The 24,099-nt window shown below is 66.8% G+C and carries 22 protein-coding genes; 13 read left to right on the top strand and 9 right to left on the bottom strand.

Annotated features, from left to right (window positions below; genetic code table 11):
- Positions 1 to 56: 56 nt before the first annotated feature.
- From dkgB to CFB49_RS27345, 4 genes are all read right to left on the bottom strand, one after another.
- Positions 57 to 863, bottom strand: a complete 807-nt coding sequence (gene dkgB / locus CFB49_RS27360) for a 2,5-didehydrogluconate reductase DkgB (RefSeq protein WP_089437516.1) — start codon at positions 861 to 863, stop codon at positions 57 to 59.
- Between the two features lie 148 nt (positions 864 to 1,011).
- On the bottom strand, positions 1,012 to 1,962 hold the full coding sequence (locus CFB49_RS27355) for an LLM class oxidoreductase (protein ID WP_069621570.1): 951 nt from the start codon (positions 1,960 to 1,962) through the stop codon (positions 1,012 to 1,014).
- Positions 1,963 to 1,975: 13 nt separating this feature from the next.
- The gene (locus CFB49_RS27350) at positions 1,976 to 2,299 is read right to left on the bottom strand and encodes a MoaF-related domain-containing protein (RefSeq protein ID WP_069621569.1); all 324 of its coding nucleotides are present in this window, start codon (positions 2,297 to 2,299) and stop codon (positions 1,976 to 1,978) included.
- Between the two features lie 28 nt (positions 2,300 to 2,327).
- Positions 2,328 to 3,530 carry an MFS transporter gene (locus CFB49_RS27345; protein ID WP_069621568.1) on the bottom strand — a complete coding sequence of 401 codons (1,203 nt, stop codon included), beginning with the start codon at positions 3,528 to 3,530 and terminating at the stop codon, positions 2,328 to 2,330.
- A gap of 101 nt (positions 3,531 to 3,631) precedes the next feature.
- Here CFB49_RS27345 and CFB49_RS27340 point away from each other — a divergent pair, with 101 nt between their 5' ends.
- Positions 3,632 to 4,573 (top strand): LysR family transcriptional regulator, encoded by a 942-nt coding sequence (locus tag CFB49_RS27340; RefSeq protein ID WP_069621567.1) that lies wholly within the window; start codon positions 3,632 to 3,634, stop codon positions 4,571 to 4,573.
- A gap of 61 nt (positions 4,574 to 4,634) precedes the next feature.
- Here CFB49_RS27340 and zwf read toward each other — a convergent pair whose 3' ends face one another.
- A complete protein-coding gene (gene zwf, locus CFB49_RS27335; RefSeq protein ID WP_069621566.1) occupies positions 4,635 to 6,110 on the bottom strand; it encodes a glucose-6-phosphate dehydrogenase in 1,476 nt (491 codons plus the stop codon).
- 202 nt (positions 6,111 to 6,312) lie between these two features.
- Here zwf and CFB49_RS27330 point away from each other — a divergent pair, with 202 nt between their 5' ends.
- From CFB49_RS27330 to CFB49_RS27310, 5 genes are all read left to right on the top strand, one after another.
- Positions 6,313 to 6,891: a TetR/AcrR family transcriptional regulator gene (locus tag CFB49_RS27330; protein WP_058902379.1), complete on the top strand. Its 579-nt coding sequence runs from the start codon at positions 6,313 to 6,315 to the stop codon at positions 6,889 to 6,891.
- A gap of 154 nt (positions 6,892 to 7,045) precedes the next feature.
- Positions 7,046 to 7,921 (top strand): SDR family NAD(P)-dependent oxidoreductase, encoded by an 876-nt coding sequence (locus tag CFB49_RS27325; protein ID WP_058902378.1) that lies wholly within the window; start codon positions 7,046 to 7,048, stop codon positions 7,919 to 7,921.
- Positions 7,922 to 8,181: 260 nt separating this feature from the next.
- Positions 8,182 to 8,799, top strand: coding sequence for a glutathione S-transferase family protein (locus tag CFB49_RS27320; RefSeq protein ID WP_069621563.1), 618 nt, complete (start codon positions 8,182 to 8,184; stop codon positions 8,797 to 8,799).
- A 65-nt stretch (positions 8,800 to 8,864) separates the two neighbouring features.
- On the top strand, positions 8,865 to 10,934 hold the full coding sequence (locus tag CFB49_RS27315) for a 2Fe-2S iron-sulfur cluster-binding protein (protein ID WP_089492897.1): 2,070 nt from the start codon (positions 8,865 to 8,867) through the stop codon (positions 10,932 to 10,934).
- 50 nt (positions 10,935 to 10,984) lie between these two features.
- Positions 10,985 to 11,464, top strand: coding sequence for a nuclear transport factor 2 family protein (locus CFB49_RS27310; RefSeq protein ID WP_058902375.1), 480 nt, complete (start codon positions 10,985 to 10,987; stop codon positions 11,462 to 11,464).
- 89 nt (positions 11,465 to 11,553) lie between these two features.
- On the opposite strand, the gene CFB49_RS27305 is transcribed toward CFB49_RS27310, so the two are convergent.
- Positions 11,554 to 12,459: a LysR family transcriptional regulator gene (locus CFB49_RS27305; protein WP_089437206.1), complete on the bottom strand. Its 906-nt coding sequence runs from the start codon at positions 12,457 to 12,459 to the stop codon at positions 11,554 to 11,556.
- A 50-nt stretch (positions 12,460 to 12,509) separates the two neighbouring features.
- On the bottom strand, positions 12,510 to 13,490 hold the full coding sequence (locus CFB49_RS27300; protein ID WP_249190615.1) for a cupin domain-containing protein: 981 nt from the start codon (positions 13,488 to 13,490) through the stop codon (positions 12,510 to 12,512).
- 122 nt (positions 13,491 to 13,612) lie between these two features.
- Between CFB49_RS27300 and CFB49_RS27295 the strand changes: the two genes are divergently transcribed.
- Positions 13,613 to 14,149, top strand: a complete 537-nt coding sequence (locus tag CFB49_RS27295; RefSeq protein ID WP_089492895.1) for a carboxymuconolactone decarboxylase family protein — start codon at positions 13,613 to 13,615, stop codon at positions 14,147 to 14,149.
- A gap of 203 nt (positions 14,150 to 14,352) precedes the next feature.
- Here CFB49_RS27295 and CFB49_RS27290 read toward each other — a convergent pair whose 3' ends face one another.
- On the bottom strand, positions 14,353 to 15,183 hold the full coding sequence (locus CFB49_RS27290; protein WP_089492894.1) for an IclR family transcriptional regulator: 831 nt from the start codon (positions 15,181 to 15,183) through the stop codon (positions 14,353 to 14,355).
- A 113-nt stretch (positions 15,184 to 15,296) separates the two neighbouring features.
- On the opposite strand from CFB49_RS27290, the gene CFB49_RS27285 reads away from it, so the two are divergent.
- Positions 15,297 to 17,645, top strand: coding sequence for a cytochrome P450/oxidoreductase (locus CFB49_RS27285; protein WP_069621558.1), 2,349 nt, complete (start codon positions 15,297 to 15,299; stop codon positions 17,643 to 17,645).
- Positions 17,646 to 17,712: 67 nt separating this feature from the next.
- Entirely contained in the window at positions 17,713 to 19,047 is a 1,335-nt protein-coding gene (locus CFB49_RS27280; protein WP_058902369.1) for an MFS transporter, read from the top strand.
- A gap of 71 nt (positions 19,048 to 19,118) precedes the next feature.
- Here CFB49_RS27280 and CFB49_RS27275 read toward each other — a convergent pair whose 3' ends face one another.
- Positions 19,119 to 19,829, bottom strand: a complete 711-nt coding sequence (locus tag CFB49_RS27275; RefSeq protein ID WP_058902368.1) for an IclR family transcriptional regulator — start codon at positions 19,827 to 19,829, stop codon at positions 19,119 to 19,121.
- 165 nt (positions 19,830 to 19,994) lie between these two features.
- Here CFB49_RS27275 and CFB49_RS27270 point away from each other — a divergent pair, with 165 nt between their 5' ends.
- From CFB49_RS27270 to CFB49_RS27255, 4 genes are all read left to right on the top strand, one after another.
- Positions 19,995 to 20,693, top strand: a complete 699-nt coding sequence (locus CFB49_RS27270) for a methyltransferase (RefSeq protein WP_062885014.1) — start codon at positions 19,995 to 19,997, stop codon at positions 20,691 to 20,693.
- Positions 20,693 to 21,640, top strand: coding sequence for a hydroxyacid dehydrogenase (locus tag CFB49_RS27265; protein ID WP_089493133.1), 948 nt, complete (start codon positions 20,693 to 20,695; stop codon positions 21,638 to 21,640). The genes CFB49_RS27270 and CFB49_RS27265 overlap by 1 nt, the downstream gene beginning before the upstream one ends.
- A gap of 21 nt (positions 21,641 to 21,661) precedes the next feature.
- Positions 21,662 to 22,591: an SMP-30/gluconolactonase/LRE family protein gene (locus CFB49_RS27260; protein ID WP_089492893.1), complete on the top strand. Its 930-nt coding sequence runs from the start codon at positions 21,662 to 21,664 to the stop codon at positions 22,589 to 22,591.
- Positions 22,592 to 22,682: 91 nt separating this feature from the next.
- Positions 22,683 to 24,062, top strand: a complete 1,380-nt coding sequence (locus CFB49_RS27255; RefSeq protein ID WP_089493132.1) for an MFS transporter — start codon at positions 22,683 to 22,685, stop codon at positions 24,060 to 24,062.
- The last annotated feature ends 37 nt before the right edge of the window (positions 24,063 to 24,099 follow it).

Genomic DNA, 24,099 nt, shown 5'->3' with positions numbered 1-24,099 from the left:
TCCTCTTCAGTGTCCGCGGCCGGCTGGCCGCGGGCGGTCGATCAAGAAAGCGGCGCTCAGTCCCACTTCGGCGCGAGACCGGCCGGATCGACTTCGCGGCCGTTGCGTTCGAGCGCGGCGATCTGCGCGATGTCTTCGTCGGTCAGGCGCAGCGTCTGCGCGAGCAGGTTGCTCGCGAGGTTTTCGCGCTTGGTCGACGACGGAATCACCGAGTAGCCGAGTTGCAGCGCCCATGCGAGCGCGACTTGCGCCGGCGTCGCGTGATGGCGCTGCGCGATCGCGCCGATCACCGGGTCGCCGAGCACCTTGCCGTACGCGAGCGTCATGTACGACGTCACGTGAATGCCTTCGGCGTTCAGGAATTCGACCAGCTTGCGGTTCTGCAGGTACGGGCTCAGTTCGATCTGGTTCGTCGCGATCGCGTCCTTGCCGACGGCCGCGATCGCTTCCTTCGTCAGTTCGATGTTGAAGTTCGAGATGCCGATCTGGCGCGTGAGGCCCTTCGCCTTCGCGTCCGCCAGCGCGGTCATGAACGCGTCGATCGACACGCCGTTGCCCGGCGCCGGCCAGTGGATCAGCGTCAGGTCGACGACGTCGGTGCGCAGCTTGCGCAGGCTTTCCTCGAGGCTGGCCGCCAGTTTTTCCGGCGCGTAGTTGTCGACCCAGATCTTCGTCGTGAGGAACAGGTCTTCGCGGCGCACGCCCGACGCGGCGATCGCTTCGCCGACTTCGGCTTCGTTGCCGTAGATCTGCGCGGTGTCGATCGCGCGGTAGCCGACTTCGAGGCCGTTGCGGACCGAGTCGATGACGACCTGGCCTTGCAGGCGGAACGTACCGAGGCCGAATGCGGGAATCTTGCTCATCATGTGCTCCTGAAAGAGGGGGAACGATTGCGGTATGGACGTCATTCTGGCGCGTGAGACTGATGAGATAAACGCCTTCATAAGTCAAAAATATTTGATTTAAAGTCAAATATCAGTCGTGCCGCGGGCGTCCGGACCGTGGTCGCCCTTATGCGGCGCGCGTCTGCGGCGTCGTGTTCGGATGGAATGCGGGCAGCACGTCCGATGCGATTTCGGCCATCGTCTCGTCGAGCGGCCGCCGGTTGCGGCGGAAATGCAGGCCGATGTGCTGCACGCCCGCATCGCGCATTGCCGCGAGTTCTTCCGTCAGCGCGATGCGCCCCGCGCGGGCGCCGAAGCGGTGCCGCTGCAGCGGTTCGTGCGGATCTTCCGCGAGGTCGAGGTGGATGAAGCTCACGTACGGCTTGTCGCCGGCCACCGCGTGCCAGTTCGCGGCGCGCTGCAGGTGATCGGCCGGCGTGCCCGGATACGCGAGGCAGCCGTCCATGTGCTCGCCGATCCATGCGGGCGTTTGCTGCGCGAGACCCGCGACGAGCAGCGGCACCGGCGAACGGGCGGCGGGCAGCACTTCCAGGCCGGGCGGCAAGTGCCCGCGCGCGCCGTCGCGCAGCAGCGCGATCTGGTCGCGGAAGTTCGCACCGCGCGTGGCGAAGTCGCGGCCGAACAGCGGATATTCGACCGGCCGGTCGCCGCTCGCGACGCCGAGCAGCAGGCGACCGCCGCTCAGTTCCTGGATCGTCGCGGCCGATTTCAGCGTCAGCAGCGGTTCGCGCAGCGGCAGCACGACGGCTGCGGTGCCGAGCAGGATGTCGTGCGTGATTCCGGCGAGGTAGCCGAGATACGAGAACGTTTCGAACACCTGCGCGGCATCGCCGAACGACGGGTCGTACACCGGCACGTCGCGCACCCAGAGCGCGCGAAAGCCGAGCGTGTCTGCCAGTTGCGCGAGCTCCGCGTGGATTTCGAGGCTGGGCACGCCGGCGTGGCGGCCGTCATGCCGGCGTTTCGCGTTGCCGGACGGCGTCCAGTCGTTGTCGAGCGGCAGTTCGATGCCGATGCTGAAGCCGCCGGAGACGAGCGTGTCGAGTGAAGTGGACATGGTCGGGCTCCGTTCAGACCGCGCGCAGGCTGCCGTCGAGCCGGTAGAAATCGAGCGACGGCGCGGTGAAGAACGAGCGCGACGTGCCCGCGGCGAAATCGTCGATATGCACGACGGTGGCGCGATCGGCTTCCTGCCACGAGATCGCGTAGGTGTCGCCGGCGATCGGCTGCCACGTGTATTCGACTTCGCCCTGCGCGCCCGCGTACGGGCCTTCGGTGATCTCGTAGCGCATGTGGAGGCCGTCTTCGTCGTACGCGTTGAGCGCGGTGAGGCCGTCGTAACGGACTTCGAAAGTCTTGCCGGCGAACGGCGGACGTTGGGTCGATGCGTTCATGCTGATGGCTCCTGCAAAAAGATGACGTTCAATGCGCGAGTTCGACGGGTTCGGCCGTGCGTTCCGGCAGGCCCTGACGGCCGTCGAGACGGCCGCTCAGCGCGGTGAGGGCAAACGCGCCGAGCGTGACGACGGCGGCGATCCACGGCGTGTGGCCGAGGCCGACGTTCGCGACGATCAGGCCGCCGAGCGACGATCCGCCGGCCACGCCGAGGTTGAAGGCGGCGATGTTGAAGCCCGACGCGACGTCGGTGGCGTCCGGCGCGAAGTGGCGCGCCTGCTTGACGACGTACACCTGCAGCCCCGGCACGTTGCCGAACGCCACGGCACCCCACGCGAGCATCGTCAGCACCGCGAGCCATTTCACATGGATCGTGAAGGTCAGCGCGAGCAGCACGATCGCGAGCAGCAGGAAGATCCGCTTGAGCGCCTTCACGGGGCCGACGGCGTCCGCGAGCTTGCCGCCCCATACGTTGCCGACCGCGACCGATACGCCGTAGCCGACGAGCACGAGGCTGACCTGCGACGGCGTGAAGCCGGCGATCTGTTCGAGCAGCGGCGCCATGTACGTGAACGCGATCAGCGAGCCGCCGTAGCCGACCGCCGTCATCGCATAGACGAGCAGCAGGCGCGGCTGGGCCAGCACGCGCAGTTGGCGGGCGAGCGGAGCGGGCGGCGTCTGCGGCAGCCCGCGCGGCACGAACGCGACCGCGCCGAGGAACGCGACGAGGCCGAACAGCGCGACGATCAGGAACGTCGCGCGCCAGCCGAAGTGCTGGCCGATGAAGGTGCCGAGCGGAATGCCCGCGACGAACGCGACGGTCATCCCGCTGAACATCGTCGCGATCGCGCTGGCGGCCTTGTCCTTCGGCACGAGCGTGGTCGCGATGATCGAGCCGACCGAGAAGAACACGCCGTGCGCGAGGCCGGTGAGCACGCGCGCGACGATCAGCGATTCGTAGCCCGGCGCCTGCCACGCGACGAGGTTGCCGACGGTGAAGAGCGCCATCAGCCCGGCGAGCAGCGCCTTGCGCGGCACGCGGCCGGTGAGCGCGGTGAGGAGCGGCGCGCCGATGGCCACGCTCAGCGCGTACAGGCTGACGAGCAGGCCGGCGGACGGCAGGCTGACGCCGAGGTCGGCGCCGATCGTCGGGATCAGCCCGACGATCACGAATTCGGTGGTGCCGATGGCAAAGGCGCTGATGGTCAGCGCAAGCAACGCGAGTGGCATGACAGGATCCGGGTTTCAGTAGGAATGGATCGCAGTGTGCCGGCTTTACTTTTGCGGAAAAACTGGTCTATAAACCAAATTGTTTTGATTTCAAATCAACAATGAAGATCACTCTCGATGAACTCCAGGCCTTTGCCGCCGTGGTCGACACCGGTTCGATCACCGCCGCCGCCCTGCAGCTCGACCTCACCGTGTCGGCGACGAGCCGCACGCTCGCGCGGCTCGAGGAAAAACTGAAGACCACGCTGCTGCGCCGGACCACGCGCCGGCTCGAACTGACGGAGGAAGGGCGCGCGTTCCTGCAGGATGCGCGCGCGATCATCGAATCGGTCGAGAACGCGGAAGAGCAGATGCTCGCGCGGCGCGAGATGCCGTCCGGGCGCCTGCGCGTCGACGCCGCGACGCCGTTCATGCTGCACGTGATCGTGCCGCTCGTGCGCGGCTACCGCGAACGCTTCCCGAAGGTCGAGCTGGAGCTGAACAGCAACGAGGGCATCATCGACCTGCTGGAGCGGCGCACCGACGTCGCGATCCGGATCGGCCGGCTGAAGGATTCGACGCTGCACAGCCGGCGCATCGGTAACAGCCGGGTGCGCATCCTGGCCAGCCCCGACTACATCGAAGCGCACGGGCAGCCGCGCAAGGTCGAGGATCTGCCGAAGCACACGCTGCTCGGCTTCACGCAGCCCGAATCGTTGAACGTATGGCCGATCCTCGGCACGGACGGCGAGCCCTGCCGCATCGAGCCCGACGTCTGGTCTTCGAGCGGCGAGACGCTGCGGCAACTCGCGCTGGCGGGCACGGGCGTCGTCTGCCTGTCGGATTTCGTGACCGCACAGGATCGCGAAGCGGGGCGGCTGGTGCAGGTGCTTGCGCGCCAGACGCTCGACGTCCGGCAGCCGATTCACGCGGTGTACTACCGCAATACCGCGATCTCGTCGCGGATCGCGTCGTTCGTCGATTACCTGATCGAGGTGCTGGGCGGCGGCAGCGGCGGCGATGCGCCGGCGCGGCGCAAGGCCGCGTGGATGGAGTCGCAGTAGCGACGCGGCGCTGCCCTGCGGGATCCGGCGTGCCGCGCGGCGGCACGCCGTCATGCGGCGATTACGCCTCTTCGGCCCAGGACATCCCGTCGCGCGCGAGCAGCGCCGACGAAGCCGCGGGCCCGAACGTGCCGGCCGTGTACAGGCGCGGCCGGTCGCCGAGCTGTTTCCAGCCGTCGAGGATCGGCTCGACCCACGACCAGGCGGCTTCGAGTTCGTCGCGGCGCATGAAGTGCGTGAGGCGGCCGCGAATCACGTCGATCAGCAGCCGTTCGTACGCTTCCGCGCGCCGTTCCGGAATCGCCTGCTGCAGGTCGAGGTTCAGGCTCACCGGCACCATGTTCATCCCGCTGCCCGGTTCCTTCGCGAGCATCTGCAGCTGGATCGACTCTTCCGGCTGGAGCTGGATCACGAGACGGTTGCCGTAATTGCGCGGGCCGGTCGGGATGATCGAGAACGGCATGTCCGCGAACTCGATCACGATTTCCGACTGGCGGCGCTGCAGCCGCTTGCCGGTGCGCAGGAAGAACGGCACGTTCGCCCAGCGCCAGTTGTTGATGTGCGCGCGTAGCGCGACGAAGGTTTCCGCGCGGCTGTCCGCCGGCACGTTGTCTTCCTCGAGATAGCCCTTGACCGGCTGGCCGTCGACCGCGCCGGCCGTGTACTGGCCGCGTACCGTGTCGCGCGCGACGTCCGACAGCGACATCGGCCGCAGCGAGCGCAGCACCTTCAGCTTCTCGTCGCGCACCGCGTCCGGGTCGAGCGACACGGGCGGCTCCATCGCGACGATGCACAGCAGTTGCAGCAGGTGGTTCTGCACCATGTCGCGCAGCGCGCCGGTATGGTCGTAGAAGCCCGCGCGGCTGCCGACGCCGACCGTTTCCGCGACCGTGATCTGCACGCTGCGGATGTTCGGCGCCTGCCACAGCGGCCCGAAGATCGGGTTGCCGAAGCGCAGCACCATCAGGTTCTGCACGGTTTCCTTGCCGAGATAGTGGTCGATCCGGTAGATCTGCGATTCCTCGAAGTGCTTGCCAACCGCGTCGTTGATCGCCTTCGCGGACGCGAGATCGTGCCCCAGCGGCTTTTCGAGGACGACGCGCGAGTGCGCGTCGACGAGGTGCGCGGCCGACAGGTTGTCGCAGATCGTCGTGAACAGCTCTGGCGACGTCGACAGGTAGAACACGCGGATCGCGTCGCCACGCGCCGCTTCGGCGAGCCGCAGGTAGTCGTCCGGCGCGTTCACGTCGATCAGCACGTACTTGAACAGGTCGAGGAAGCGGCTCCACGCGTCGGCGTCGAACGCCTTCTCGTCGATGAACGGGCGCGACTGCTCGTCCATGAACTTGCGATAGCCGTCGATGCCCCAGTCGCGGCGGCCGACGGCGATGATGCGCGTCTCGGGCGGAAGATTGCAGTGCAGGTGCGCCATGTACAGCGCGGGCAACAGCTTGCGGGCGGCCAGGTCGCCGCCGCCGCCGAAGATGATCATGTCGACGGGCCGGTCGGCCGCGGTTTGGGAAGGCTGATTCGTCATGGGAGGTTCGCGGTTTGAAACGGTGAACGTGAAACGAACGTCGAGGGCAATGAGGCGCCGGATGCGCGGGCGCCGGTACGGCAAAACGCAATAGTGCACCGTTTTGATGGTTTGCGTGCGCGTTCGTCCGGATGTAACAGGGCTTGCATTTCCGACGACGGTCCGATTATGATTGAGCGCTCACTCATTAAAGGAGTCGAACGTGGCCCGACCGCGCAGTCCCGACAAGCACGAAGCCATCCTCGCCGCGGCCGCGCGCGCGCTCGCCGAGGACGGCGCGACCGCGACGACCGCGCGTATTGCAAGGCTGGCCGGCGTGGCGGAAGGCACGGTGTTCACGTATTTCGAGACCAAGGATGCGTTGTTGAACGCGCTGTACGTGAGCCTGAAGGCCGACATGCGCGAAGCGATGATGACCGGGTTTCCGGAACATGCGCCGGCCGAGCAGGCGGTGCGGCATGCGTGGAACGGCTATGTGTCGTGGGGTGTCGCGAATCCGGACGGCCGGCGCGCGCTGCAGCAGCTCGGCGTGAGCGGGCGCATCGACGACGCGAATCGCGCGGCCGGCGCCGAGGGTTTCGGCGCGATTCGCGCGCTGCTGCGCGAACAGGTCGCCGCGTCGGGCGCGCTGAACCGCGACGAAGCCCATGCGTTCTGCTCGGCGGTGTTTACGTCGATCGCGGACATCGCGATGGAATCGATCGCACGCGATCCCGCGCGGGCCGATGCGTACCGGGAAGCCGGGTTTCGCGCGTTGTGGGCCGTGTTGCACACGGTATGAGTCAGGCATGGCCGTCGGGGCGGTGCGTGCCGCGACGACGGGCAGGGCGTTTCAGGCAGGGCGATGCGGGTCGGGAAGGATCGATTCATCGCCCATATTAATGAGTGAGTAATCATTCATTTTCATTGTTTCACCACGATCAAGGAGTGGAAAAATGTCGAAAGTCTGGTTGGTAACAGGGGCCGCACGCGGCCTGGGACGCGCGATTTCGGAAGCCGTGCTGGCGGCGGGCGACCGACTGGTGGCCGGCGCACGCGATCCGGCGCAACTGGCCGATCTGGCCGAACGGTACGGCGACCGATTGCTGCCGGTCGCGCTCGACGTCACCGATGAAGCGGCGGCCGAGCAGGCTGTCTCGGCGGCATGCGCCGCGTTCGGCCGCATCGACGTGCTGGTGAACAACGCGGGCTACGGCCATACGGCGCCGTTCGAGCAGATGGGCGCCGACGTGTTCCGCGACCAGATCGAAACGAACCTGTTCGGCGTGATCAATCTGACGCGCGCGGTGCTGCCGACGATGCGCGCACAACGCGCGGGGCGCATCTTCCAGGTGTCGTCGGTCGGCGGGCGGACGTCGACACCCGGGTTGTCCGCGTATCAGGCCGCGAAGTGGGCGGTCGGCGGATTCAGCGACGTGCTCGCGAAGGAAGTCGCGCCGTTCGGCGTGCGCGTGTGCACGCTCGAACCGGGCGGGATGCGGACCGAATGGGCCGCGCGGGCGAAGCGCGGCATCGACGATCTGCTGCCCGACTATCAGCCGTCGGTCGGCAAGATCCTCGACCTGCTCGGTGCGTATGGCGGGCACGAGGTCGGCGATCCCGCGCGGATCGCGGCGCTGATCGTCGACCTGTCGCGCCGCGACGACGTGCCGCTGCGCCTGCTGCTCGGCGGCGATGCGCTGTTCGTCTGCGAGCAGGCGGAACGGCAGCGCGCGGAAGAGGCGGCGCGGTGGCGGGACGCCACGCTGTCCACGCAGTTTCCGGACGCGAAGCTGCCGGACGGGCTGCAGGCGCTCAAGGCGATCGAGTAAGGGGGGCCGTCGTCGCGGGCGGCGCGTCGACGGCGTCGCTCGCGCAAGCCGGGTCGCGTGCCGGCGCGATCGATTTCGCCGGCGGCCCGGCGCGCAAAAACGCCGCGTGGGTCCGCATCGCCACGCCGGCTTTCGCCCGACCATTCGCGAAACGAGAACGATCAATTCTCCTCAGCGGGGATTCTGTCGCAACCGCGGAGTTTCTAGACTTGCCTCAAGCGATGAGACCTGCTCGTCGCACCTTCCAAAGGGACACAGTCATGAAGCTCTACGTTCACCCGCTTTCCGGCCATTCGCACCGCGCGCGCCTGCTCATCTCGCTGCTCGGCATCGAGCACGAACTGATTGAAGTCGACCTGGCCGCCGGCGCGCACAAGTCGCCTGAATTTCTGGCGCTGAACCGCTTCGGTCAGGTGCCGGTGCTGGTCGACGGGGACACCGTGATCGCCGATTCGAATGCCATCCTCGTGTATCTCGCCCGCACGTCGGGCAACAGCGACTTCCTCCCGCAATCGCCCGCGCAGGAAGCCGCCGTGCAGCGCTGGTTGTCCGTCGCGGCCGGCGAGATCGCCTTCGGCCCGGCCGCCGCGCGGCTCATCACGGTCTTCGGTGCGAAGTTCAACGCCGACGAAGTGATTGCCCGTGCGCATCGCATCCTCGCGCTCATCGACGCCGAACTCGCGGAGCGCGACTTCATCGTCGGGCCGAAGCCCACCATCGCCGACGTCGCGTTGTATGGCTACGTCGCGCGCGCCCCCGAAGGCAACGTGGACCTGTCGGGCTATTCGAACGTCGCGGCATGGCTGCGCCGCATCGAAGCGTTGCCGGGCTTCGTCGAGTTCGTAAAGACGCCGGTCGGGCTCGCGGCGGCTGCGTGAGCGACGCCCGGCGCGTCAAGGCGCGCCGAATGCGTCATGTGCAGAATCCGTCGAGGAGACACATCGTGAGCACGGTATCGAATGAAGCGAACTCGCCATGGCATCGGGGCGAACTCGAGCTGCAGGAAAAGACGGGCGTGATGCAGAAGATGGACAGCGTGGGACGGCGCTTCGTCAGGGATCACATGCCCGACCAGCATCGCGCGTTCTTCGCGCAGCTGCCTTTCGTCGTCGTCGGCGCGGTGGCCGACGACGCAGACGTATGGGCGACCTTCGCATTCGGCCAGCCCGGCTTCATGCAGTCGCCGAACGACAAACGCCTGCGCATCGACACCGTATTCGATCCGAACGATCCGGCTGCCGGCGGCACGCACGACGGCGCGGCGATCGGCCTGCTCGGCATCGAACTGCATACGCGGCGTCGCAATCGCCTGAACGGCATGATCCGTCGCGGCGAGACGCGCGCATTCGATTTCGACGTCGTGCAGAGCTTCGGCAACTGCCCGCAATACATCCAGTTGCGCGATTTCGCGTTCGTCCGCGAACCCGATACGTTCTCGGGAATCGCACCGGAGGAAAGCGATCGTCTCGACGATCGCGCCCGCGCGATCATCGCGGCGGCCGACACGCTGTTCGTTGCATCCTACGTCGGCGACGGCGCCGAGCGTCAGGTCGACGTTTCGCATCGCGGCGGCAAGGCCGGGTTCGTGCGTATCGGCGACGACGGCGTGCTGACGATCCCGGATTTCGCCGGCAACCTGTTCTTCGCGACGCTCGGCAATTTTCGGGTCAATCCGCGCGCGGGCATCGTGTTCGCCGACTTCGAAACCGGCGACGTGTTGCAGATGACCGGCGAAGCCGAAGTCGACCTCGATTCGCCCGAGATCGCCGCATTTCAGGGCGCGGAGCGACTGTGGCGTTTCAAGCCGCGCCGCGTCGTTTATCGCGCCGGCGCATTGCCGTTGCGCTGGACGTTCCGGGTGGAAGGCTGGTCGCCCAACTCGCTGATGACGGGCAGCTGGGACGAGGCCGCGAGCCGCCTGAGGGCCGCCGAACTGGCACGGGCGTGGCGTCCGTTCAGGGTCGCGAAAATCACCGACGAGAGCACGCTGATTCGCTCGTTCCAGCTCGAGCCTGCGGACGGCGCCGGATTGGTGCCGCACCTGGCGGGCCAGCACGTGCCGATTCGCGTGAATCTGTCGGAAGGCGGCGATCCGCTCATCCGCACCTATACGGTGTCGAGCGCGCCGTCGGACGGTGTGTATCGCATCAGCGTGAAGCGGGAAGGGCGCGTGTCGTCGCATCTGCATGACGGGGTGCAGGTCGGTGACCGCATCGACGTCCGGGCACCCGCCGGGCAATTCACGATCGATGCGCTCGAGCGCCGTCCTGCCGTGTTGCTGGCGGCCGGTGTCGGGGTGACGCCGATGCTGGCGATGCTGCGTCACATCGTCTACGAAGGCGCGCGCAAGCGCGGCACGCGCAAGACCTGGTTCTTTCACGCCGCACGCTCCGTGAAGGAGCGCGCGTTCGGCGACGAGATCGGCGAGCTCGCGTCGGCGGCGAACGGCGCGGTGAACGTGGTGCGCGTCCTGTCGGACGCGACCGGCGCGCGCGAGGGCGACGAGTTCGACGTCGTCGGCCGCATCGATGCGAACCTGCTGCGCGCCACGCTGCCGTTCGACGACTACGACTTCTATCTGTGCGGACCGTCGGGCTTCATGCAAGCGGTCTATGACGGGCTTCGCGACCTGAACGTGGCGGACCACCGAATCCACGCGGAGTCGTTCGGTCCTTCCGGGCTCAAGCGTCGAGTCGATTCGGGCGCGAGTACCCCGCTGCGTGCGCCAGCGGATACGCCGACACCCGTCGCGTTCGTCAAGTCGGGCAAGGAAGCGCGCTGGCAGCCGGGCAGCGGCTCGCTGCTGGACCTGGCCGAGGCGCGCGGCCTGACGCCCGAATACGGGTGCCGCGGAGGCAGTTGCGGCACCTGCCGCACCCGGATTATCGAAGGCGCTGTGACGTATCCGGTCGCGCCGGAATTCAAGGTACCGGACGACGAAGCGCTGATCTGCTGCGCGGTGCCCGCGCATCGCGAATCGGGCGGCGGCGACCGTCTGCTGCTCGACGTGTGATTCAGAACCCTCGTCGCCCGGCGACGATTCCCAACGAAAGGAGTTTGATCATGAAAGACGTCAACGTTGTTCGCCCGCCGGTTCCACCATTCTCGCTGGAGACGGCGATCGAGAAAGTGCGGCTCGCGGAAGACGGGTGGAACACGCGCAATCCGGAGCAGGTTTCGCTCGCGTACAGCGTCGACAGCGTGTGGCGCAACCGCGCCGAATTCGCGACAGGCCGTCCGGCGATCGTTGCGCTGCTCACACGCAAGTGGCAGCGCGAACTCGACTACCGGCTCATCAAGGCGTTGTGGGCGTACGGCGGCAACCGGATTGCCGTACGCTTCGCCTACGAGTGGCATGACGACGCGCAGAACTGGTATCGCTCGTACGGCAACGAGAACTGGGAATTCGGTGACGATGGCCTCATGCATCACCGCCATGCGTGCATCAACGATCTGCCGATCGCCGAGGCCGACCGGAAGTTCTTCTGGCCGCTCGGGCGCAGGCCCGACGATCATCCGGGCCTGAGCGATCTCGGTCTGTAAGGCCTGCTTGCATACGGAACGCGACGCCCGATACGCGTGCCGGTCGGGACGGTTCCGCCGCTTGCGCCGTGCCGACTCGCCGGTGTCGGCTATGCAGACCACATCGGCGCCTGGGCTCTCAGCCTTTCGACGCAGAGATCGATGAACGCGCGCGCTTTCCGGTTCGCGTACCTGCCCTCGCGATGCACGACATGAACCGGAAGCGGCGCAAGTTCGTGTTCGGCCAGCAGCACGCACAGCGTGCCTTGCGCGAGTTCGTCGACCACCTGATAGGACAGCAGGCGCACGATGCCGAGACCAGCCGTTGCCGCGGCAATCGCGGAATCGTTCGTCGTGGTGAGCAGGCGCGGCTGGATGGGGACGGTGAGCGTCTTGTCCCGCGCGCGGAAGCGCCATTCTGGCGCGGGCGTGATTCCCGTCGCCTGAATCGTGACGTGAGCCGCGAGATCGTCCGGATGCTGCGGCGTGCCGTGCGCGCCGAGATAAGCGGGAGAAGCGCACAGCACGCGGCGTACCTTGCCGACCGCGATCGCCTGCAGCGACGAGTTCGGCAGCTCGCCGATGCGCACGGCAACGTCGGCGCCTTCATCGACGAGATTGACGACGCGGTCCAGAAACCAGCAGTTGAGATTGACGAAAGGATGCTGCTCCAGATACTCGAGCGCGATCGGCGTCACGTAGCTCTTGCCGAACAGCACGGGCGCCGTGACGGTGAGCTGGCCGCGTGGCGTATTGCCGGTGCCGGTGGCGGAAAGCTCGGCCGCGTCGATGTCCGCCAGAATGCGCCGGCAGTCCTCGTAAAACGACGCGCCCGCATCGGTGATGCGGACCACGCGCGTCGTCCGCGTCAACAGCCGCACGCCCAGATATTCCTCGAGTTCCGTCATCACGCGGCTGATCACCGACGGCGATACGTTCAGCTTGCGCGCCGCCGATGCGAACCCTTCCGTCTCGACCACCGTGACGAAGGTGGTCATGGCCTGGAGCCTGTCCATGTATGAAAGATATCCGGGTGAAGTGAACGTGGCCTCGCGCGCATCGTGCGTCAGGATGAACGCGCTTCCGGCTCCGCGACTCTCGACGATCGCATGCGCCACTTCGCCGGCGTCATGCCTACCTGCCGTTTGAACACCCGCTGGAACGCGGCCTCGGATCGATATCCGACCGATTCGCCGATCTCGGCGACCGACATTGTCGTTTGCGCGAGCTTGCGCCCGGCAAGCGCCATGCGGATTTCAGTCAGGACATCGGTTGCCGAGCGGCTGATCGCCTCGTCGAAGTGGCGTGCGAACGTCGCGCGCGACATGTGGCAGCGCTCGGCCAGCCGGGCCAGCGTCCAGGGCTTTTCCGGCTCGTCGAACATGGCCGCGAGCGCCGGCTGCAGCCGATGACGTTGTGCCAGTGCAAGCAGCCCGCGCGGCGCTTGGCCTGCGTCGGACGCACTGCGCAGGGTCAACGCGAACAGCGCGCCGGACAGATGATCCACGACCGCGGCACTGCCGGCGCGTTGCTCCAGCGCTTCCTCGCGCATCAACTCGATGACCCGCGCGAGCCGCGTGGCTGCAAACGCGGCGTCGCGCGTCTGTTCGTCCCCCGCCGTTACGCTGCTCACGAGCAGACGTCGAGGCAGATGGTCGCGCAGCAACTGCTGCGGGACGGCAGGCAGCACGAAGCGCCCGCACAGCACATCGGTGTTCGCATTGGCGCTGCCGTTCGTCGCAACGGTCAGGCCGTTCCTGTGCCGCTCGCGCGCCGCGCGCGGCGCCTTGCCGCTGCCGTCGTGCAGCCGATGGGCGCTGCCGGACGGAAACACCACGATGTCGCCCGCCTTCATCCGGAGCGTCGGTTCGTCTTCTCCGTCCGGCTCGCACTCGACGACGGCCTCGCCGCGCAACAGGATGTGATAGGGGAGTTCCCACTCGCTCGACTCGGGATGGTCGATGCGCCACGGCGACCCGAAGTGGCACCGCACGTCAAGTCGCCCCGTGACCGGCATCATCGACAGCAATCGGTCGAGCATTTCCATATGAGACGTTTGAGCATGGAGTTGCGGCAGTATGGCATTAAAGAAACGGTCGCGCATCCCTACACTGACTCCCATGCCATACGACATGGCTAACCGTTCAACCATGAAGCAAGGAGTCGATCATGTCCCGTCTCACCACCATTCGCCCTGAAGAGGCAACCGGCGCGACCGCTGAAGTGTTCGCGAAGATCAAGAAGGCCGTCGGCAAGGTGCCCAACGCATACGCAACCATCGGCACGCAAAGCCCCGAAGCGCTCGGCGCGGCGCTGGCGTTCGATGCGGCGGTCGCGGCGAGCACGCTCGGCAAGGCCGATATCGAAGCGATCAAGCTGGCGGTCAGCGAATACGCGGGATGTGATTACTGCGTCGCCGCTCACACGCTGATGGGCAAGCTGGCAGGCCTGACGAGCGATCAGATGAAGCAGGTGCGGGCGGGTGCGGCAACCGGCGACGCCGCGCGCGACGCGCTGGTCGCGTATGTCCGTACGCTCGTCGGTACGCACGGCACGGTCCCCGTCGCGGTCGTCGATGCGGTGCGCGCAGCGGGCTATACGGAACGCCAGCTCATCGAGATCAATCTCGCCATCGCGTCGATCACGTTCACGAACCTCGTCAATCGCGTGAACGATACGACGCTCGATTTTCCGGCCGTGGCGTAACGGCGCGGCAGATCGGGGCCGCCTTTACCGAACCTGCGGATCAACGGCGCAATCCGCATCCGCGAATGTCGGTAACGCCAGCGCGATGGGGCAGCAACTTGCTGCTGCACCATCGCGCTGGCGCCTGACGCTGCGTCACCGCGCAATTCGCCGCGAATGTATCGCGGACAGGAAGCCGCCGTCTGCGTCGATACGCTGACGCACTACCGGCCGTCGGGATCGGTCCTGTACCCGAGTTCGCCGCTGATCAGCCCGGCCTCGTGGCGCAGTGACGTCGCGACCGGCCCGTCGATCGATGCGTCGAAGCCGCCGGTCGCGCCCAACGCGGTGATCGCCGCGCACATATGTCCGTTCGCATCGAATAGCGGTGCCGACACGGCGCTGATGCCCTTCAGGTTGGTGTCGCAGACGGTCGCGAGGCCGGCCGCGCGAATCTCGCGCCGCAATTTACCGACCGGATCGCGCCGATCGAGCTGGGCGCGCAACTCGGCCGGCGCCGACGCGAGTTCGTCTTCCGCAAGCTGTCGCACACGCGGCTCGTCGAGCAGCGCGAGGAACAGCCGCCCGGTTGCGGACCATAGCAACGACATCACCGAGCCGGCGCGCACATTGACCGTGACCGGCAGGCCGGGCTCTTCGAAGCGCATGATCGTCGGCCCGCGGTTGCCCATGATCGCGACGAAGCACGTTACTTCCAGACGCTCGCGCAGGCGCACGAGCGACGGTTCGGCGAGCCGTATCGGATCGGCCATCCGGATCGCCGCGAGCCCGATCGAGATGCACTGGGGCCCGAGCACGTATTGCTGGGTGGCGCGCTCCTGCGTGACGAACGATTCCTCCATCAGGCTCGCCAGATAGCGGTGAACCTTCGCGGGATTCTCGTCGAGCCGCGCCGCGAGCGCGGTCAGCGTGGCGCGGCCGCCGCACGCGGCGAGTTCCTTCAGCACGAGCAGGCCGGTCGACGCGGACTGGACGCGCTGCCTGCGGTCGCGCTCGGGCGGCGCGGTCTTCTTCGTTCTGGCGATTTTTTCCATAAGCCCGATTCTAGCCGGACGACCGGCGGCGCCCGGCCGCCAAGGTTTACCCCAGTCGTTTGATTACGCATTGCGTATTAGATTTACGCAAAATCATAGCACGGGAGCGAATCATGTCCGTCACGGAGCGCCACGCGTCATCGTCGAAATGTCCGTTTCATCCTGCGCCGGCCGCGGCGACCGCGCCGAACGGCTGTCCGGTGAGCGCCGCCGCAGCCGCGTTCGACCCGTTCGACGACGGCTACCAGCAGGATCCGCCCGAGTACGTGCGCTGGGCGCGCGAGCAGGAGCCCGTGTTCTACAGCCCCAAACTCGGCTACTGGGTCGTCACGCGCTACGACGACATCAAGGCGATCTTTCGCGACAACATCACGTTCAGCCCGTCGATCGCGTTGGAGAAGATCACGCCCACCGGGCCCGACGCGAACGCGGTGCTCGCGTCGTACGGCTTTGCGCTGAACCGCACGCTCGTCAACGAGGACGAGCCCGCGCACATGCCGCGCCGCCGCGCGCTGCTCGACCCGTTCACGCCCGACGCGCTGAAGCATCACGAACCGATGGTGCGCCGGCTCGCGCGCGAATACGTGGATCGCTTCATCGACGACGGTCGAGCGGATCTGGTCGACCAGATGCTGTGGGAAGTGCCGCTCACGGTCGCGCTGCACTTTCTCGGCGTGCCCGAAGAGGACATGGACACGCTGCGCGAATACTCGATCGCGCACACGATCAACACGTGGGGGCGTCCGAAACCGGAGGAGCAGGTCGCGGTCGCGCATGCGGTCGGCAAGTTCTGGCAGTTCGCGGGCAAGGTGCTCGACAAGATGCGCGAGAATCCGTCCGGGCCCGGCTGGATGCAGTACGGGATCCGCAAGCAGAAGGAACTGCCGGACGTGATCACCGATTCGTATCTGCATTCGATGATGATGGCGGGCATCGTCGCCGCGCACGAGACGACCGCGAACGCGACGGCGAACGCGATGAAGCTGCTGCTGCAGCATCCCGACGCGTGGCGCGACATCTGCGAGGATCCGTCGCTGATCCCGAATGCGGTCGAGGAGTGTCTGCGGCACAACGGTTCGGTCGCCGCATGGCGACGGCTCGCGACGAAGGACGTGACGATCGGCGGCATCGACATTCCGGCGGGCTCGAAGCTGCTGATCGTCACGTCGTCCGCGAATCACGACGAAGCGCACTTCGCGGACGCCGACCTGTTCGACATCCGCCGCGAGAACGCGAACGATCAGCTGACGTTCGGCTATGGATCGCATCAGTGCATGGGCAAGAATCTCGCACGCATGGAGATGCAGGTCTTCCTCGACGAGTTCACGCGCCGCCTGCCGCACATGAAGCTTGCCGAGCAGCGCTTCACGTATGTGCCGAACACGTCGTTCCGCGGCCCCGAGCATCTGTACGTCGAATGGGATCCTGCGCTGAATCCCGAGCGCCGCGATCCGTCGGTGCTGCGCCCGCGCGCGGCGGTGCGCATCGGCGAGCCGTCGTCGCACGCGGTGAGCCGCGCGGTCACGGTCGAACGCGTGTCGATGTGCGCGGATCGCATCGCCCACATCCGGCTCGTGTCCGCCGACGGCCGCCCGCTGCCGCGCTGGACGCCCGGCGCGCATATCGACGTGATCTGCGGCGATACCGGCATCACGCGCCAGTATTCGCTGTGCGGTGACCCGGCCGAGCGCGACGCGTATGAGATCGCGGTATTGCACGACGCGCAGAGTCGCGGCGGATCGGCATGGGTGCATGCGAATCTGCGCGCCGGCGATGGGCTGAAGATTCGCGGTGCGCGCAATCACTTCCGCTTCGCCGCCGACGCCGACAAGGCCATCTTCGTCGCGGGCGGCATCGGCATCACGCCGATCAGTGCGATGGCGCGCGAAGCGAAGGCGCGCGGCATCGATTACGAAATCCACTACAGCGGTTCGCGACGCGCGTCGATGGCGATGCTCGACACGCTCGCCGCGCTGCATGGGGAGCGTCTGCACGTGTACGTGTCGGAAGAAGGCTCGCGTAACGACTTTCGCGCGCTGTTCGCGCAGCCGGCCGACGACACGCACATCTACGCGTGCGGCCCCGCACGGATGCTCGATGCACTCGAAGCGAGCTGCGCGCACTGGCCGCGCGATGCGCTGCGGGTCGAGCATTTCGTGTCGACGAAGGCGGCGCTCGATCCGTCGAAGGAGCGGCCGTTCGAAGTCGAACTGAAGGATTCGGGCATCACGCTGACGGTCTCGGCGAACCAGACCGTGCTCGACGCGTTGCAGCACGCGAACATCGACGTGCAGAGCGACTGCCGCGAAGGGCTGTGCGGATCGTGCGAAGTCCGCGTGCTGGCCGGTCGAGTCGATCATCGCGACAGCGTGCTCACGCGCGCGGAGCGCGACGCGCACGACCGGATGATGACCTGCTGTTCGCGCGCGTGCGGCGGCGAGCGGCTCGTTCTCGAGCTTTGAGCGCGTGGTGGCGCCGCGGCGCCGTTCGCCCCGCTATCAACCACAAAAAATACCGGAGACATGTGTGATGAAAAAGCGTGCCAACCTGATGTTCGCCTGCACCGTCGGCACCACGCTCGAGTGGTACGACTTCTTCGCGTTCGCCGCGTGTGCGGTGCTCGTGTTCGACAAGCAGTTCTTCGTCGTCGGCAATCCGCTCGCGGCCACGCTGCTCGCGCTCGCGACGTTCGCGGTCGGTTTCGTCGCGCGGCCGCTCGGCGGCATCGTGTTCGGGATGATCGGCGACCGCATCGGCCGCCGCAAGACGCTCGTCGTCAGTCTGCTGATGATGGGCATCAGCACGTTCTGCGTCGGCCTGCTGCCGACCTATGCGTCGATCGGCATCGCGGCGCCGCTGCTGCTCGTGCTGCTGCGGATCGTGCAGGGGATCGCGGTCGGCGGCGAGGCGACCGGTGCGATCCTGATGATCGCCGAATCGATGCCCGCCACGCAGCGCGGCTTCTGGACCAGCTTCACGATGTTCGCGGGCCCGCTCGCGAACGTGCTGACCGCGCTCGTGATCGGGCTGGTGCAGCGGTTCTACGGCGATGCCGCATTCGTCGACTGGGCGTGGCGGATCCCGTTCTTCGTCTCCGCGCTGCTCGTGATCGTCGGTTTCTGGACGCGTCGGCGCGTCGAGGAATCGGCGGCGTTCGCCGAGCTGGCCGCCGCGCATCGGACGGTCGAGCGCGCGTCGCTGCGCGAAACGTGTGCGGGCAACTGGCGGCAGATGGTGCGTGCGTTCTTCGTGAAAGCCGCGGAAAACACGTTCCTGTATCTGTTCTCGACGTTCGCGCTCGGACTCGCGACCGGCTATCTGCACTTCAGCCGGCCGCAGGCGCTGTCCGCGCTGATGTGGGCGTCGGCGATCGAGGTCGTCGTCATCCTGATCGCCGCGCACGTGTCGGACCGGGTCGGACGGCGCCCGGTTCTGATCGCCGGCTTGCTCGGCGCGGCGGTCGCCGGTTGCTCGTTGTTCACGTTGTCGCCCGGCAGCGATTATGCGCATCTGCAACTCGCGTTGATCGCGTGCCTGGCCTGCCACGGCATCATTCTCGGACCGATGGCCGCGTACATGGCCGAACTGTTTCCGACGCGTGTGCGCTTTACCGCATTGTCGACCAGCTATCAGCTCGCATCGGTGCTCGGCGGCTCGATCGCCCCGATCGTCGGCACGCTGCTCGTCAGCTATACGGGCTCGGCGATCTTCGTCGCGGGTTACGCGATGCTGATGGCGCTCCCAGCGTTCGTCGCGGTGATCGCGTCGCGAGAATCGCGCGGCGAGGACTTCGAGTCACGGTCGATGTCCGCCGGCCATGCGGTTGTGCGGACGAACGATCGGCCGCGCTCGACGCATGCGTAAGTAACGCCGCCCGCGTCATGCGGGCGAAGAACGGCTCGCCGAGTTGAACCCGGCCTTTGCCGAAGCGGCGATCAGGTGCCGTAGACGTTCTCGCAGAGCGCGACACTCGCGCCCAGCTTCCGCGATAGATCGGCGGCCGCATCCAGTTGCGGTCGATCCAGCTCGCCCGACTCGTGCGCGACGCTGAGGCGAGACGCAGGACCGGAAAGCGTCAGCGCCGCCATGAACTTGTCGCCGGCGCCGAAGACCGGCACCGCGAACGCCGCCGTGTGCACGTCGCGCGCACCCGCGGTGAAGAGGGGCAGTGCAGGCGGCTTGTCGTAGATCGGCTCGCCGAGCCCCCAGAAGCGGATCACGTGACTGATGGCCGTGTCGTCGAGCGGCAGCATCGTCCCGGCGAGCCGGGTTTCACGTAGACCTTCGGACGGCTCGACGCGAAACAGGCAGAGCCGCTGCCCGTGGTCGTGCACGTAGTACGATGCGCTTTCCTTCGTCAACGCGGCCAGCGCATGCAGCGCCGGTTCCACCACCGTGGACAGATGGAAGGACTGCTCGTACAGCTTGCCGAGGTACAGCACGCGATGTCCGAGCGAATAGTTGCCGGATTGCGCGCGCACGACATACCCCATTCGCTCCAGCGAATTCATCAGCCGATAGACCGTCGTCTTGTGCATGCCGGATGCCTGCGACAGCATCGCGAGCGACTGCGATTCGGCGCCGGGCTTGAAGCAGTCCAGCAGCGAAAGCGCCTTTTCCACGGCAACGACCCCGTCGTTTCCCATTCCTTCTCTCCCGTCGACATTCATTCGGAATTGTACAGAGTAAAACGATGGTTTACCACGTAAAAGGGTAAACGCCAGTGCCTTCACGCGCGTCCTCTGGCTATAGTGGTTTCACTGCGTACACCAGTGTTGTACAGAGTACAACGCATAACCCGAGGTCGAAACATGAGCAAGCCATCCGTCAGTACTTCTCCGATCAATCGCGACATCGAACGCGTGTCGCCCGAACTCGTTCAGGCGGCCGCGCGCTACCAGGCCGCGATCCTGGCCGACGTCGCGGGCCGCCGTGGCACGGTGCATGGCCGCGTGCGGCCGTTGTCGCCGAAGATGAAGGTCGCCGGCCCCGCGGTCACGGTCGAAGTCCGTCCGGGCGACAACCTTGCGATCCATGCGGCGCTCGCCGTCGCGAAGCCGGGCGACGTCGTCGTGGTCGACGGCAAGGGCGACATCTCGTGCGCGTTGCTCGGTGAAATCATGGCGGCGCAGGCGAAGGCGACCGGCATCGCCGGTATCGTCATCGACGGCGCGGTGCGCGACGCGCACGAACTGGCCAACGGCGACTATCCGATCTTCGCGGCCGGCCTCAATCCGTGCGGCCCGACCAAGAGCGTCGCGGGGCGCGTGAATGCGCCGATCTCGCTGGGCGGCACGACGGTGAATCCGGGCGATCTGGTGGTCGGCGACGCCGACGGCGTCGTCGTCATTGCGCGCGCCGACGTCGCGCGCATCGTCGATCTCGCGCAGAAAAAGCTCGACTTCGAAACCGCGCGTATCGCGGCGATCCACAAGGGCGACCTTCGCCCGGGCTGGATCGAGAAGGAGTTGCGCGCAGCCGGCATGCTGGCAGAAGGCGAGGCACTGTGATGCAGGCCGCTTCGCACAAGCCCGTGGTCCTCGTGACCGCCGCCGACCTGGCGCCGCAGGCGCTCGAGATGCTTGCGCAGTTCGACGTCGTGTTCGCCGGCAAGCAACCGACCGAAGACGACATCGTGGCGCTCTGCACCCGGCACAAGCCGATCGCGATCATCGTCCGGTACGGCAAGGTCAACGCCCGCATCATGGATGCGGCCGAAAATCTGCAGGTGATTTCGAAGCACGGCAGCGGGATCGACGTGATCGATCAGGCCGCCGCCGCCGCGCGCGGCATCGCGGTGCGCGCCGCGGTCGGCGCGAATGCGGCCGCCGTCGCCGAGCACACATGGGCGCTGCTGCTCGCGTGTGCGAAGTCGGTTCCGCAGCTCGATAGGCGCATGCGCGAAGGCCATTGGGACAAGTCGACGCACAAGTCCGTCGAACTCGACGGGCGCACGCTCGGCCTCGTCGGACTCGGCGCGATCGGCCGGCGCGTGGCCGCGATCGGCGCGGCGTTCGGCATGAAGGTGCTCGCGTTCGATCCGTTCGCGAAGGAAGCGCCGGCCGGTGTGACGCTGGTACCGCTCGACACGCTGTACGCGGAGTCGGACGTCGTGTCGCTGCATTGTCCGTTGACGGCCGACAACCGCCGGATGCTCGACCGAGACGCGCTCGCGCGTTTCAAGCGCGGCGCGATGCTCGTCAATACCGCACGCGGCGGCCTGATCGACGAAGCCGCGCTTGTCGAGGCACTGGCAAGCGGCCGGTTGAGCGCAGCCGGCCTCGACAGCTTCGACGCCGAGCCGATGACGGCGCCGCACCCGTTCCAGCAGATTCCCAACGTGATTCTGTCTCCGCATATCGGCGGCGTGAGCGATGCCGCGTACGTGAACATGGGCAAGGGTGCGGCCGCCAACGTTCTCGCGGTGCTGGACGAACGCGCGCACAGCGCGGCTTGAACCCCGAACATCGAGGTACGCATGTTTTATCTGACGAGTCCCGACGTGCGCGAAGCCGACGTGTTCACGCGCATGCCGGAGAAGTTTCGCAAGCCGGACGTCCGCACGGAATGGGCGCGCGCGAATCGCGGCGGCATGGTCACGGATTCCTTTCTCGAGGGGCCGGTGTGGAATCCGGACGGCTATCTGTTCGTCACCGACATTCCGCACGGGCGCATCTTCCGCATTTCGCCGTCGGGCGACTGGGATCTCGTCGTCGAATACGACGGCGAGCCCAACGGGATGAAGCGTTTCGACGCATCGCACCTGATCATCACCGACTACCGGAACGGCCTGATGCTGCTCGATATCGAGCGCGGTGAAGTTCGCCCTTATCTCGAGCGCCGCAACACCGAGCGCTTCAAGGGCGTGAACGATCTGACGTTCGACTCGGCCGGCAATATCTACTTCACCGATCAAGGGCAGACCGGGCTGCACGATCCGACGGGCCGTGTGTATCGGCTGTCGCCCGACGGCAAGCTCGACATGCTGCTCGGCACCTGCCCGAGCCCGAACGGGCTCGTGCTGTCGCGCGACGAGAAGGTGCTGTTCGTCGCGATGACGCGCGGCAATGCCGTGTGGCGCATGCCGCTGCAGACCGACGGATCGGTCACCAAGGTCAGCCCGTTCTTCACGTCCTACGGACCGAGCGGTCCCGACGGCCTCACCGTCGATCTCGAAGGCCGCCTGTTCGTCGCGAATCCGGGGCTCGGCCGCGTATGGGTGCTCAACCACTGCGCGGAGCCCGTCGAGATCCTGACCGGGCCGAAGGGGGCGTCGCTCACGAGCGTGTGCTTCGGCGGCCCGGACATGAAGACGCTCTTCATCACCGAATCGACATCCGGTTCCGTGCTGAAAGCGGACATGCGCATTGCCGGCCCGCTGCCGAAGCAGGCGGCGAAGCAGGACTGAGACCCACGAGCCGAGCCGGGAAGCCGCACGTCGGCCTCCCGCCCGTATGCCGAAAGATCGCGCCGCCAGCCGCGCGACGAAGGAGACAAGCATGACCATTTCGCACGCGCTGCATGCCGGCGACGACGTACCGCGCGCCGACGCGTCATCGGCGGAGCGCCTGGCCGCCGACGATTACGCGGCCAGCGAGCGCACGCTCGCGAAGGCGTTCCGGCGCATTCTGCCGTTCATCTTCGTCTGCTACGTGATCAGCTATCTCGACAGGACCAACGTCGGTTTTGCCGCGCTCACGATGAACATGGATCTCGGTCTCACGGCCGAGCAGTTCGGCTTCGGCGCCGGCCTGTTCTTCATCGGCTATTTCCTGTTCGAGATTCCGAGCAACCTGATCATGCAGAAGGTCGGGGCGCGCGTGTGGATCGCGAGAATCATGATCACGTGGGGCGTGTTCTCGATGGCGACGGCGTTCGTCGTCGGCCCGAAGAGCTTTGCGGCCGCGCGCTTTCTGCTCGGGCTCGCCGAGGCAGGGTTCACGCCCGGCATCTACCTGTATTTCACGCACTGGTTTCCCGGCAAGTGGCGCGCGAAGGTGACGGCCGCCTTCCTCGTCGGCATCCCCGTCGCGAACATGATCGGCTCGCCGATTTCCGGTGCGCTGCTCGAACTCGGCGGCCTGCACGGGCTGCGCAGCTGGCAGTGGCTGCTGCTGATCGAAGGCGTACCGGCCGTCATGCTCGGCATCGCGTGCCTGTTCGTGCTGGCCGACCGTCCCGAGAAAGCCGCGTGGCTCAGTGACGAAGAGAAGGCGTCGCTCGCGAAGCGCCTCGCGTTCGAGCAGCGCGACATCGGCGCCAGGCACGGCAGCAAACTGCGCGACGCGATGACGAACTGGCGCGTGTTCGTGCTCGCGTTCGTCAACTTCTGCGGGATCGTCGGCTCGCTCGGCGTCGGCTTGTGGATGCCGCAGATCATCAAGCAGTTCGGCGTCGAACACGCGGTGGTCGGCTGGCTGACGGCCATTCCGTATGCGCTCGGCGCCGGTGCGATGCTCTGGTGGGCGCGTCTCGCCAATCGCGCGGCCAACCGCATCCCGTATGTCGCCGGTGCACTGGCACTCGCCGCGGCGGCGTTGTGTGCGAGCGCCTTCATTCATGCGCCGGTTTTCAAGCTGATCGCACTGTGCGTCACGGTGAGCGGGATCCTCGCGTTCCAGGCGACTTACTGGGCCATCCCGTCGGGATTCCTCACCGGCCGGGCCGCCGCGGGCGGGCTCGCGCTGATCGTGTCGGTCGGCAATCTCGGCGGCTTCGTCGGGCCGTCGCTGATCGGCGCGCTCCGGCAATTCTCCGGCGGCTTCACCGCGCCGCTCATCGCCGTGTCGGGTGTGCTGTTGCTCGGCGCGTTGACCATCGTGTGGCTCGGCGATCCGGGCTCGGGCGCCGGCGAAGCGCCTGCCGCCCGCGAGCCGTGAACTTTCTCTCGCCAGAAAACCCACCCACAAAAATCAG

The sequence above is a fragment of the Burkholderia sp. AU17457 genome (assembly GCF_002223255.1).
Taxonomy (GTDB): domain Bacteria; phylum Pseudomonadota; class Gammaproteobacteria; order Burkholderiales; family Burkholderiaceae; genus Burkholderia; species Burkholderia sola.
This window is presented reverse-complemented; position numbering and strand designations above follow the sequence as displayed.